This window comes from Proteiniphilum sp., assembly GCF_040307845.1.
Lineage (GTDB): Bacteria > Bacteroidota > Bacteroidia > Bacteroidales > Dysgonomonadaceae > Proteiniphilum.
This window is the reverse complement of record NZ_JAWRIS010000036.1, coordinates 26458-40372: the sequence shown is the minus strand read 5'-3', so window position 1 is coordinate 40372 and position 13915 is coordinate 26458. Positions and strand designations below refer to the sequence as shown.

Annotated in this window: 8 protein-coding genes; 3 read left to right on the top strand and 5 right to left on the bottom strand. The window is 42.8% G+C overall.

The window, feature by feature from the left end:
- Positions 1-5: 5 nt before the first annotated feature.
- The gene (locus ABV001_RS08500; protein ID WP_352422398.1) at positions 6-1937 is read right to left on the bottom strand and encodes a RagB/SusD family nutrient uptake outer membrane protein; all 1932 of its coding nucleotides are present in this window, start codon (positions 1935-1937) and stop codon (positions 6-8) included.
- 16 nt (positions 1938-1953) lie between these two features.
- Positions 1954-5097 carry a SusC/RagA family TonB-linked outer membrane protein gene (locus ABV001_RS08495; RefSeq protein ID WP_352422397.1) on the bottom strand — a complete coding sequence of 1048 codons (3144 nt, stop codon included), beginning with the start codon at positions 5095-5097 and terminating at the stop codon, positions 1954-1956.
- A 1007-nt stretch (positions 5098-6104) separates the two neighbouring features.
- Between ABV001_RS08495 and ABV001_RS08490 the strand changes: the two genes are divergently transcribed.
- Positions 6105-6530 (top strand): helix-turn-helix domain-containing protein, encoded by a 426-nt coding sequence (locus tag ABV001_RS08490; RefSeq protein WP_352422396.1) that lies wholly within the window; start codon positions 6105-6107, stop codon positions 6528-6530.
- A 329-nt stretch (positions 6531-6859) separates the two neighbouring features.
- On the opposite strand, the gene ABV001_RS08485 is transcribed toward ABV001_RS08490, so the two are convergent.
- From ABV001_RS08485 to ABV001_RS08475, 3 genes are all read right to left on the bottom strand, one after another.
- Positions 6860-7888, bottom strand: a complete 1029-nt coding sequence (locus ABV001_RS08485) for a hypothetical protein (protein ID WP_352422395.1) — start codon at positions 7886-7888, stop codon at positions 6860-6862.
- Positions 7889-7901: 13 nt separating this feature from the next.
- Positions 7902-11084 (bottom strand): TonB-dependent receptor domain-containing protein, encoded by a 3183-nt coding sequence (locus tag ABV001_RS08480; RefSeq protein WP_352422394.1) that lies wholly within the window; start codon positions 11082-11084, stop codon positions 7902-7904.
- A 154-nt stretch (positions 11085-11238) separates the two neighbouring features.
- Entirely contained in the window at positions 11239-12264 is a 1026-nt protein-coding gene (locus tag ABV001_RS08475; RefSeq protein WP_352422393.1) for a FecR family protein, read from the bottom strand.
- A 309-nt stretch (positions 12265-12573) separates the two neighbouring features.
- Here ABV001_RS08475 and ABV001_RS08470 point away from each other — a divergent pair, with 309 nt between their 5' ends.
- Positions 12574-13206 (top strand): RNA polymerase sigma factor, encoded by a 633-nt coding sequence (locus tag ABV001_RS08470; protein WP_352422392.1) that lies wholly within the window; start codon positions 12574-12576, stop codon positions 13204-13206.
- 45 nt (positions 13207-13251) lie between these two features.
- Entirely contained in the window at positions 13252-13902 is a 651-nt protein-coding gene (locus ABV001_RS08465) for a carbonic anhydrase (protein WP_352422391.1), read from the top strand.
- The last annotated feature ends 13 nt before the right edge of the window (positions 13903-13915 follow it).

Below are 13915 nucleotides of genomic sequence, written 5' to 3'. Positions count from 1 at the left end.
AATTGTTACCAACCATAATTCTGAAGTGTATTTTTGTTCCTTAATATTTCTTCATCCGAAATAGGCCAGAAATAGTCCTTCGGTGTGAAGTTACGTGTATAAATCCACGTCTCCCTGTAATACAGTGCCGGGTCGGAAGCATCCAGATTCCATCCTGTAACCGGTTTATTATATTCATCCATCGCCATCTTCCAACGGCGAAGATCCCAGAACCGGTGTCCTTCAAAGACAAATTCGATCAGTTTTTCCTGCCTCACGATCTCTCTCAACCCGTTTTGCCGTTGATACTTGGAGGGGTCGGTGGAGTAAGCGGACCAGGATTCAGTCACTCCTTCCAATCCCGCCCTCTCGCGTACCAGGTCGATATAACGGATGGCTTCATTCCGTGCTTCCTGCGTGTTGTATGCTTCGTTCAGCGCTTCGGCATACATAAGGTAAAGATCGGGCAGGCGGAAAACAGGGAAGGGATAACGGGTGTATGTAACCGTGGTGGTACCCGAACAAACAGTGAGCCAATGCAGTATTTTCTTAGGCCATATCCCGGTTACATTCCATGAATGGGAGATCTGATTCCCGGAGTATTCGCCGGAACGTGCATGCGGTGCCTGCCCGGTCTCGCTGGTATTACCCTGACCGAACCATATCCCGCGATCGAAACCTATACTGGCGTAAAGTCTGGGTTCCCGGTCGAAAAACATGCCGGCTGTGGCTTCCCCCACTTGCAGATAATAGAGCTGGTCTGTCCCGGCTATCTTTGGCGTAAACCGGCTGATATAATCCCATGTCTTGTCCTCCCTCATCGGCACCCCGTTCTTCGTATAGAACTGGTCGACGATCTTCAGGGGTACAGCGAAATTATTCCTGTTGGTAGTCTGTGAGTTTGCCTGCGTGGCATTAAAATCACGGGGATAGGCCTGAAGCTGGTATGCCTGGGGCCAACTCCGGGAATCGGCCCAGATGACATCTTCATTCCACCGTTCTACCAACGATCCCCGGATGCTTAGTTTAAGGCGGGTCTGTTCCGAGATATTCCCAAATTGGGTCCCTGTATAGCGATACAATTCATTTTGCCCGATCTCATCAAAAAAGTCGATCGCTTCCTTGCAGGCATCGGCTGCCCGTACCCATAAGGCGGTTTTCTCCTCTTCCGTTTTATTCGGATTGAATATTTCGATCCCCCTGCGGTCTGTCAATCCCGCATAATCGGTATTTCCGTTGAACAAGGGACTGGCGAATGTCACCAGCATTTTGGCTTTCATCGTCAATGCAACTCCCTTGGTTATCCGCCCTAATTCGGTTGCCTGGTCCTGTACGGTTATCATCAAATGGTTCCTGCTGAGGACGTCATCCATTTTATCGACACAGTATTCCACGCATTCATCCATCGTATTCCGGAATACATGGGTCACTTCGGTATCATCCTGTACGCTTAAATTCACATCTTTGATGGCGATGGGACCATACATTCGTATCAGGTAAAAATGCAGCCATGCCTTGATCACATCTACCTCCGCCACCCAACGGTTGCGTTCTTCCAGCGTGATATCGGGTACCCTGTCGATGTTGGCAAGAAAAATATTGCAGTCGCTGATCCCACGGTAAAGGTTCCGTCCACCGTTGATCCCTCTCCAGAAATCGAAAAGCGGACTACCGGAACGTTGGGCTCCCAAGGCAAGATTCTTGGCGTTATTGGCATCCGTATATTGGGTGGCCAACCAGATTTCATCTCCTCCCAATAAAGCCGGATCATCGTTGTATGAACCACTGTTAGGCAGGTAGGAATAACACATGAAGAAAAACTTTTCAGCCTGTGACCGCATCGAAAAGGCATTGTCTTCAATGGTGGCAATCATATCCGGCACAACATCGAGGTAGTTGTTACATGCCGTAATGAAGCTGAAAAAGATAATTATAACGGAATATCTTAGATTTTTCATACGATACTATTATTTTTTAAAATGATATATTCAGTCCCACATTGAAGGTTCGTTGAATGGGGTAACCCAGTCCGTTTCCCGCCATTTCCACATCCCATTGCTTGAATTTGCTGATGGAAAACAGGTTGGAACTGGAAAGATAGACACGTAAATTGCTTACTTTCATTTTAGATACCAGGTTTTCGGGAAGGGTATAACCCACTTCCAGGGATTTCAACCGGAGGAATGCCCCGTCACGCATGAACCATGTATTGCGTTGGTTATTATGATTTACCTGGCTTAGTGCCGTCGCTAATCGGGGCCAGGTGGCGTAAGGATTCCGGTCGGCTTCGCTCCAGTAACTGTCTGCGATAAATTGCATGAGGGCATTATTTCCCACAATAGTTCCTGGCGTATTGTTTACGCCGGTAGTATTGAAAAAAGGAGAAGTGGCGTTGTAATCGATCCAGAACGACCGGCGGTGGACCCCGTTAAAGAAGAATGAAAAGTCGAAGGACTTATAGCCCATTGACGCCCCAAAACCATATTGTATTTCCGGCGTGGTAGGATACCCGATGGGCGCCATGTCCCGGTCGTTGATGACGCCGTCCCCGTTCAGGTCGCGGTATTTGATGTCACCGGCCATCACCTGCGTGCTGCCGAACTGGGTAGGGGAATTGGCCACGTCCTCTTCGTCAATGAACAACCGTTCGGCAATATAGCCGTATTGCTGGGTAGTGGAGTTGCCTATCCGCAGTTTCCACCATTCGCTATCATAGTCGTAATCCTCGTATTTGGTGTATTCGCTCACCGCATAGGTGAAGTTCACCCTCGACTGCATCCAGAAGGAATTCCCGCCTACATAGTTATGGGTAAGGGAAAAGTCGGTACCTCTTCCTTTCGCTTCTCCCAGGTTCGCATTCGGATTGACCCACAACCCCATCGAATAGGGGATCGTACGGCGCTCCTGTAATATACTCTTACGTTTCTCGGTGAAATACTCCCAAATGACATTGAAATCATCAAAAAGTGTCAATTCCATGGCCAGGTTTGTTTTGTGGGATACTTCCCACGAAATCTCAGGATCGGCATACCTTCTTATCACCATTCCGGGACGTGAATAACCATCAATCTCATAACCGAACGTGTATCCGCTTCCGCCGGTTAGGCTGACATCCGATAAATAAAGAAACCGCTGGTCGCTGATATTGTCGTTACCCGCCAACCCGTAAGAACCGCGTAACTTCAGCTGTGTGACCACCTTCTTTAGCGGGTCGAAGAACTTCTCGTTCGACATCATCCAGCCACCACTGATCGACGGGAAGAATCCCCAACGGTGCTGCTTGGAAAAACGCTCGGAGCCATTATATCCGAAGTTCGCTTCCACAAAGTATTTGCTCTTATAAGCATAGGAAGCCCTTCCGGCAAGTCCCACATTCCTGTAGGGAAGTGATCCCAGTACCGTAAAAACATCATCGTCGGTAGCGGGAACGGTCCTGTTGCGCATTGTGAATACCAGTTGTGCATTGATGTCGTGTAATTCATTGATATTTTTACTGTAAACGGCCGATGACTCGAAATAAGTGGTATTTACCACCGAAGGTGTTTCAACATAGGACTGCAAGCTTTCTCCGCTGGCGTCCGGATTGATGATATCTACCTGATAGTCACCGGTCAGATAATTATGTTCCCCCAGTTTATAGTAGTAGGGAGAATAGGATCGCGAAATCGCGCTGAGCGCTTCCCGCTTGGTATTGAACAATGCCCTGACACTTAACCCGTCTACCAGAAAATCCATATCCTGTTTTAACTCGATCTGCGCCCCCATGATGGATTTATTGTATTCCCGGTAACCCCGTACCATTTGGGCGTAAGGATTCAGGTATTGTCCGTCTTCTGCATTGCCGAAGAGGGTGTGGGTGACGTATCTATGATCGTTATCGATAGGATAGAAGGCCGGGAACAAGACAGGGTTGCTCTTCATGATCAGGCCGTACATCGACGATCCGCTGTTAAGGGGGCCGCTATAATCTTCAAACGTGCCGTCGAGGCTTACTTTCAACTCGGTTGTCTTGGAAAGGTCGATGTTGACGTTCGAACGCAAGGTATATATATCGAGGTTGATATTATTGTTAAAGTTATTGCGGGAGTCGACTTTCAGGATGCCGCCATCTTTTGTGTAGGCTGCGGCCACATAATAACGGGCGATATTACCCCCTCCCCGTATATTCAGGTTTACCCGCTGGCTGGTAGAATAATCTTTCATCAGTTCCGACCGCCAGTCGGTTACGGGATACAAGAGAGGATACAAGCCCCGTTCGGTATTCTCTATCTTGTCGTCCGAATATAAAAGGGGAGCCCTCGGGTCACGGGTGATAAATGCTTCATTATGCATTCTCATATAGGTGATGGGATCGGCCAGCTTTATCTTGTGGGTAGGCTGTGAGATATTGTTCTCGATCCTGACATTCAACTGGGCACGCCCTACCCGTCCCTCTTTGGTCTTTATCAGGATCACGCCGTTGGCGCCCCTTGCCCCATAAAGGGCAGTTGCCGCGGCATCTTTCATAATGGAAAAACTCTCTATGTCATCGGGCTGGATACGGGCCAGTTCCGTTTTCGAAATTTCAATATTGTCCACCAGAATAAGAGGATCCACATTGTAACCGAATGTAGTGACCCCACGGATGAAAAAGTCCGCATTGTCCGCGCCCGGTTCACCGGAAGTCTGGTAGGAAATCATCCCGGCAATCTGTCCGGCAAACGAGGTAGTAAGATTGCTCGTCGGCATTTTCAGGTCGGAAGGCTTGACGGTGGTGATCGATGCGACCACGCTTTCCTTTTTCTGTGTTCCGAAAGCAACCACTGTGACTTCATCCAGCATGCTCGTTTCCTCCAACATGATCACGTTGATGACCGGTTTGTTAGCATCAACCGCAAACTCTTGAGAAACAAAACCCATAAAACTGAAACGCAGGGTACTTCCTGCTTTCACATTATTGAGTACATAATCTCCATCGATATCTGTTGTCGTACCCGTTGTGGTTCCAACAACAACAATAGTAACTCCGGGCAAGGCGTTCCCATCAGCATCCAATACCTTTCCCCTTATCGTTACTTGTTGTGCGATTAACGAATGGGAAAAGACGCACAAAATTAATAACATGATTGTTTTTCTCATCTCTATTGATTTAGTATAATTAAAAAATGATTCACAGGTGTGTACCTGCACAACCGAGTCAATCGGATATTCGTTTTGTCAAATTCAGCTTCATTTATCATGATGGTGTATCTGTTTATATTACAGGCCGACGGTGGATTTGTATCGTTGTAAACGGTATAACCCTTTTCGGCTGTTTATTGAAAAATTAAATGCTGTAGTTTCGCCAGTTTGTCATATCCCAATCTCATTTTATAGGCGGATTAATAACTTGCAAAACTTGAATTAAATAGGTATTTCCGGCTAAAGCAGGCAGAAAGAGGAAAGAGTTTTCAGATAACTGAACCCCGGTGCGGTATTAGACAGTCGTACGTGCGTAGAATAAATAGATATTCTGTTGATGAAGGAATAAAACTTCGATAACCAGTGTTTTAATAATCAGGCTTCTAAAATCTTATTCGATTTGCTCTAAAGTATATGCGGGGATATAAAAAAGAGGCGCGGACGATTGTCTATTCCTATCATCAGGCTCCGCAAGGGCCTTCACACGAGAATACGACAATGTCCACGCCCTTATTGCTAAGGGCGCTTCCATTCTTTGGTCTCGTGTTTGAATTTTGCGGATTCGATGATTAAGACCAAAAAAGCGCTATGTAAATCGTACCGTATTAAACGGTACAAAAATACTCATTCTTTTTAATTTCTATGTTTTCATACATGTTTTTGTTTAAGTTTTAGATATTCTTTGTAACTTTACCCCTCTTAGTTTATTTAAGATATTCAAAGGTGAATTTTTTAACTTTGAAATGTGCCTTCTTGGCAGATACTCATAGTTTAATAATGCAAATGAATGAAAAAACAATGAAACTTTGCGTTATATTGAAATGTTTCGCACAAGCGTATGCAAAAAGCTTACAATTGTAAGGCGAGTTGTACAAGGAGGCATACAAGTTGTATAACTTCTTATAAAATTATCTTCATCTTCTATTTTCTATTTTTTTTGTTATAAAATTCAAATTGAGTCAGTTATGAATAATACGGAAAACGATAAAAAGAGTGTCCATCAAGGTAGAAATGCAAAGCGGCTCAGGGAAGCCAAGGGCATTAAACAGGAAGCGATTGCCATTGACTTAGAAATTTCTCAACAAGCTGTATCTCAATTGGAAAAACGTCAGGAACTTGATGATGCGACTATAGCAGTATATGCCAAAGTTTTAGAGATAGACGAATCCTTTATCCGGAATATGGTGGATGAATCCCTGCTGGAAGGCAGTACTTACTTCTATGACCATAGTATTCAAAATAAGAATGTCAATACTCAATCTTTAACTTTTAATCCATTGGATAAGTTAGTAGAAGTTTATTCGGAAAAAGACCAGTTATATGAACGTATAATCGAACTGGAGAAAGAGAAAAGCGCTCTTATGGAGCAGATGATAAAGGAGAAGAAATAAGATTCCGTTTTTTCCTTTTCCGGCCACTTGATAAGATTGGAAAAGAGATAACAGTTGCCATGATCCTTTCCATTTGCGCACCTAAAGAGAAACGATGTTTGTCATTGAACTGATAACGAAGGTAAGCCCTGCAGGCGGAGTTCTTCCAAACATTGCAGTAGATGTTCATGTTTTCGTTTCTCAATTCCTCTCATTTTAATGCGCTAATCCCATATGTAGAATTTCATTTATAGATATTGACTACCTTGAAAACAACCCTTGCCACTTCAAACTGGCAAGGGTTGTGGAATACTATATGATTTTATAATAAGAATATAGAAAATAATCAATTACCACTTTTCCTCTAAGACTAAAGTTCCAGCTCCAACAAAATTGATATTGTAGGTCTCAAATTTATTTAAATATTTCAAATAATCTCCGGACCAATCCTGATCATTAAAGGTTATTCCTGTTTGGTTGGGATCATGTTTCCTGACTACAGTCCCGTCTTTTGCAATAAGATCGTATGTAATGAAAGCTGGTCCGCCATCACCATTTTCGTTCTCAAAGGTACGTCCGTATACTAAAATATAGGGAGATAATTCCCCTACTTTAATTTCAAATTCATAACCACTATATACGACCTGTTCTTTATCGTATATCCATGAATCGAAGGTATAGAATTTAATTGTATACGACTCTTCTGTCAAATCGTCTGTTAAGGTGTAGTACACTCTTATCTTTTTGTAATCATTTGATTCGGGATCATCCTCATCTCCCGGAGGCATAGCTAAAAATTCAATCGATGATAACTGTAAGAATGTAAACGTTCCATTTGGTTCCACAGTAATTTCTCTATCAATAACTAAATATCCATCATCTACCTTTTTTAATTGTAATATGCCCGTTAATGATTCTGTCAATACATAATTGATATTACCCTGCTCGGTATTTAATTCAAATCCATTAAACGTAGCCTTATATTTATCACGTTCTTCATGTGTAGCCCATTTTATATCCAAACTGAATTTAGTGTACTTATCTTCAGAGTAAGTATCTATCTTATTCCCAAGTTTAATAAACTGGATATTTTTATTGCTTGTCAAAGTCAACTCTTCCGTATAAACTGGTTCTTTATTTCCTTTTTCAAAAACCGTTAGTTTTCCGGTTGGATCTGCTCTATTTATATAATATATACTTTTTATTGTATCGCTATTAAACAGGATATCATAATTACTTCTGATGTTCGCGGGCGAAACGAAATCAGCACTTAATGTATAAAATCCATCAATTTCGCTAATTAAGTCTTCTTCGCTATTACAACTCACAACAGAAAATAAAACAAGAGCAATTGCTATATAATTTATTATTTTTTTCATAATTTGTCTCATTTTAGAATTTATAACTTGCGCTTAATGAAAGGTTGATTCCTTTCTTTATCCGGCTCATAACATAATCCCCTTTATTGTAATTCATGTCACCTGTTAAATCCATGTAAACGGCTCCCGATTTTCCTGTTTCCGGATCGGGATTTTCAGCAGTATATTCTACTATCCGGGTATTTCGATATACGATGATATCCTGATTAAAAATGTCGGAAATATTGAATTTTAATTCCAGACGTTGGTCCTTCATCAAACGGGTTGAAAATTGCAGGTCTAATACATCTCGCGAATTTTCATACTGGTCATATTTTGTTTCTTCTCCGGCATAGACCAGCTTACGTCCGTTACGGTTATAATTGATGGCAGCACCGATAATGTTTCCTTCATATGCAAGCCCTAAATTAAGGGTATAGGGGCTCAAACCCTGTAAAGGACGATCACGGTCGAAGTCAGGATTAGAATCTTCTATGTTCGGATTTAATAATTTTTCCTGATTATACTTTACATTGGCTTCCATCCATGTGTAGTTACCTGTAAAATAAAGATGCCGTAGTGCCGGGGAAATAAAACCTAATCCTTTTCGCCAGTTGAATTCCATGCCTTTAGCCGTGGAATTGTCCAGGTTCATATTGTACATTTCAAAATTCTGCATATCGCTTAGCATACGCATAACCATCTCCACCGGTTTGATGAATTTCTTATGGAAGTAGCTGACGGATAATACTTCTCCCGGACGTGGATACCATTCTACCCGGACATCGTAATTATGGATACGGCTTTGCTCAATACCTGAACCATTTATTACCCATACACGGTCATCTACGTTATAGTAGCTGGATTGGGATAACTCCCTGAAATCGGGACGGGCAAGGGTTTTGCTATATGAAGCCCGGGCATTCAATTCAGGTGTCATGCTGTAGATTAGGGTTGCCGCAGGTAGCCAGTCTGTTTTTTTGATAACGGTTGTACTATCTATCATCCCTCCGCCTATTGTTTTTTCCAACATCTCAGTCGTTACATGCATGTCTGTTTTCTCCATCCGTAGGCCACCAACCAAGCGTAATTTTCTCAAAAAACTGAAGTCGCCCATCAGATAGCCGGAATGGATATCTTGTCCCCCCTCATAATAGTCGGCCTTGGTTCCTTGCATCCCGGAAAGCTCATATATTAACGGATTCCCTCCAAAACGTTCCGAAGCAAAATACTCATCTATAGGCAGTCCTATATCTCCCTGATTGGGAGCATTATAATCTCTCATTGCTTTCAAATATTGTTGCTCGAAATTAGCTTTGCGAAATGCTCCCATGTATCCTATCTTTATGCTTTGACGATTGCCTTGTATAATGAAAGGATGTTCAAGGCTCGCTCCAATATTTTTCTTTGTCTCATGTAGCTTGCTGTACATGATATGCCCACTCCCCACATTAAAGCTATTGCCGTAATTTGTAGACCACCCCCAATCAATTAAGCTAACCTGATTTGCGGATTCACTTACGATAGAGCCCTGAACCATCCGGTCATCGGGATTGGTTCGGGTAATATCGTTGTAAGAAGCATTCCAAGACGCAATTAACTTGCCTGCGAAAAGATTGTGTTTACCATCCAACTGCGTTTGCCAAAGACTGCTTACCAAGGGTACGCTGTATTGTTCCACCAGACTATAATTTTCATAATATTTGTGGATATAACGTTGTTGGTTGGTATGATTGAATCGATTGTTAAACAGGTTACGCCATGTAATGCTGTGCCCACCCATCCGCCAACCGGTATTCAGCACAGCTCCAATACTTGTGGCTGCTTTATAACGGTATGAACCTTTACCCGATGGCTTAAAGATACTGTCACGGGTAATCATATTCGCTTCCAGGATTTCCTCCGTATTCTCTTCATGCCTGTAAGTCAAGGCTGCGACAACTCCCAGAGAGCTTCTCCCTAGGTTGAAAGGAAGCCCTGCAGTAAGACTGTAATTCTGCATTGGTGCAGCTTTATATCTACCAAAACCATAGGTATTTTTTTGTCCTGCATTAATGATATTCTGTGCGGTAGCGGCTTCATCCCCTCCTGAATACCATTTTCGTTTGTCAATTTCACCAAAGAACCAGTCGGAGCCGAAGCGTTTAGTACTGTAAAAATCTTTTCCCGTACTGATCGTGTTCATCCCTGTCCCGGTACCTAAACTAAGGAATTTTTCATCTGGAACGGCTAATGTGTTTACTTCGACGAGTCCTCCTGTAAATTCACCCGGCATATCAGGAGTAAAGGTTTTGCTGATAGTCACGTTATCCACCAGACCGGAAGGAATCACATCGAAAGCAAAGTTACGGCGGTTAGGCTCGGTGCTGGGCAGCGAACTGCCGTTTAGCTGTACATTATTATAGCGTTCACTCATACCACGCACAGTTACATATTTACCGTTATCGATAGTAACTCCTGATACACGTTTCAGAACTTGTGCCACATTATTGTCACTGGTCTTTTTGATCATATCGGCACTGACTCCGTCGCTCATAGCCGCTATGTTTTTTTGCTTGGCATAGAGTCCATTTGCCGAGGCCTGTCCGTAGGTCGCCGTTACCACCACTTCGCCCAGCTGCTGTGTAGCCTCTTTCAGAACCACGTCCAGAGGGGTGGTTTTGCCTGCCACGATCTTTACATCGTTTACTTGCAGGGTTTCGTACGACATGAAACTAATCTGGATAGTGGTCGTTCCTGCCGGAAGTTGAGTCAAAGTGTATTTGCCGTCGGCGTCAGTGGCCGTACCGGTCGTTGTTCCTTTCACCACCACCGTGGCCCCGATAACGGGGATTCCTTTTTCGTCAAGAACTACGCCGGAGAGGATACCTTTGCCGGAGGCTTCTTGTTGTGATTCATTTGTTTTCTTTACTATGACATACGAAGTTTCCGCAGTCTTTTTATAGGTAAAATCGGTAGAGGCAAGCGTTTTATCCAGAACTCCATTAATGTCATGTGCATTTACTGTAAGTTCCGGCACGGAAATATCTTTTTGTCCGGGATTGTACATCACATTGACTTTGTAGTCTTTAGATAGCTTGATAACCCGTGCAGCCAGCGTTTCATGTGGGTATGTTTTTGTTCCCGGACCTTGTGCCCACATACTGGCAGGGCAAAACAAGAGGCCAATAACAAGCAGGCTGAATACCCACCGGATTGAATTGAATTTCTGTTCCATTGATAAAATTAAAAATTTGATGATGAAAAAACTATTATCTATTTGTTAATTAATTGTTTAAGTCGATAAATATCCTTATCCCCAGGCACAGGGAAATAACTGTCCCATTCGTGGAATGAGAAAATACTTTCAATTTATGGGAGGAATAATCTTTTTACCTATATATAGTCACCCTTTCAGGGCTGATCTTCTTATATTTTACATTGTAAAGCAAACAGACCATATCCATTACCTGTGCGAAACCCGCATTTTTTTCAAACGAGACGACGACCCTTTCGTTTCGCAACACATCATTGTCCAATATGATTTCTATATCATACAGTTGCCTGACCCTTAATAAAAACTCGTCAATACCGGCATTTTGCAGTACGAGCCTGCTATCCATCCATGCACCCGCATCCTCCCAACTAATGGTAGATTCGCGCACACTTCCGTCGGATTTCGCATAAACGAGTTGCCGGTTAGGTGTAAGCGTTGCAATAATCCTGTCATTCTCCTGCACTTCCACTTTACCTGTCCTCACGGCAATGCTCATCTCGGAAAGCTCTTCATATGCTTTCACATTAAAACTGGTACCTCTTACGACGGTTTGCAGGTTTTCATTATGAATAATAAATAATTTTTCGGGATTCCTGGCTACGTCGAAATAAGCCTCCCCTTCGATCCACACTTCCCGCTTTTTCCTGTTGAACGCCTGTTCATCATAGCTGACCTTACTGCCCTTATTAATTGATAGCGAGGTACCGTCAGGGAGTGTTGCGTGCCTTATCCCGTCTTCTGCCGATAAGATGATCATGTTATTACTCCCTTCATTGTTGGCCACCGGCTCTTTTTTGCTGCCTTTGCCAATATCGCCGAAATATATCACGGAGAATGCCGTTATAAGGAGCACCGCAGCCACTGCCGCATATTTATAAAGGGGAGCAAGGAGAATACGCCTTTCTCTCTCCACTTTCTCCGATTTGCGGGGCTCCAATTTAGGAAAAACCCCGTCCGTGATACGCTGACACCCCCTGTCGAGTATCTCATCGGTGACTTCGATCCGTTCGGGCAAATCTTCCGGATTCCATTTTTCAAGGCTTTCACGAGACTTTTCATCAAGGGTATATTTATCATACCTGTCGAATAATCTTGTAATCCTCTCCAATGCCTCCCAATAACTTCCGTCTTCTTTCTTCATTCAATATATTGTTATATGATGGCTGTCTTCTTTTTTACGGGGCATGACATCTACCCCTCTATATAGATATACAAAACTCAACCGCTTTTTCGGGCAACGAAAATGTTACATTTTCCATTCAAAGCTGTTACGCCAAGTATATATAGTTGAAAAACAATATTATATGTTTTGAAAATATTTTTCTCTTTCATCAAATAATTTTTTATTTATGATAGTTTAACAACGAAAATTCCGCATTTAACCGTCTTGTAATATCATTCTTGTACTTTTGCGTCGAAATTGCAAGCATTAGAACCAGAGAATTGGGATATGTCCGATAAAGAATTGTTAGACGCCATATCAACAAAGGACAAATTGGCCTTTGAAGCATTTTATGCAAGATATAACCGTTTGTTATATAAATGGGCATATACCCGTGTAGCTGATATTGAACTGACGGAGGATTGTTTGCAAAACTTCTGGCTTTCGGTCTGGGAGGAACCTGAAAAAATAAAAACGGATGAACAGGGTTTGGCAAAGCAATTTCTTCTGCGTTGTTTTACCCACCGGATACTGAACAGCATCAAAAAAGAGATGGCAGGTGCTTTCGAGCATTATCCCCTTTCTGATGAAGCAAAGGACAGTCAACCTTACTGCCATGTGGAGGAAGAATTGAATGTCCAGGAAATTCATTCATTAATAGACCGTTTGCTTCAGGAGCTTCCTGAAACGCTCAAGGAGGTGTGTACCCTGCGTTGGCGAAGGGATTATTCGACAAAGGAAATTGCCGTAGAACTAAAGATTGATGAAAGGACTGCCTCTTACAAGGTAAAGGACGGACTTGCCATATTAAAGAAATCACTGAAAAAATGGTATGGAGATAATGAGCCTACCATTAAGGTATTGAGGGATACTTCTTCCTCTGTTATTTATATTATTTTTTTTGCCGATAAAATTGTTTGAAATATCCAATAATTCTCCCGGCTCCATTACTCAAAATTCATTGATATGTCTGATCAGGAAAAGTATAACCAAATATTTGAAGCCAACCGTAAATGGATAGAAAAGAATAAGGTAGAAAATCCCGGATTTTTTGAACTGTTAGCTGCAGAACAACATCCTGATTTCCTGTACATCGGCTGTTCCGACAGCCGGGTGCATCCGAACCAGGTGATGGGATTGAAGCCGGGAGAGGTCTTTATCCACCGTAATATCGCGAATATGGTGAACTCCATCGACCTGAGCGCACTTTCAGTCATTAATTATGGTGTGGAGCATCTCAAAGTAAAATATATCATTATCTGCGGCCATTACGGTTGCGGGGGCATACAAGCGGCCATGCAGAATCTGGATTATGGGATCCTTAATCCCTGGTTACGGAGTATACGGGATGTATATCGTCTCCATCAAACAGCGCTCAACACCATTGAAGATACGGAAGCCAGGTACCGGCGTTTCGTTGAAATCAATGTCTATGAACAATGCCGTAATGTATTAAAAATGGCTGAAATACAAAAGTCCTACTACAAAAACGGATATCCCAAAGTGGCCGGATGGGTGTTCGATATGGAAGATGCCCGGCTCCATGATCTCCATTTCGATTTTGAAGGAGAGCTTGCAAAAATCAAGGAGATCTATGATATTACGGGGAAATTGTAATCCCCCGATAACG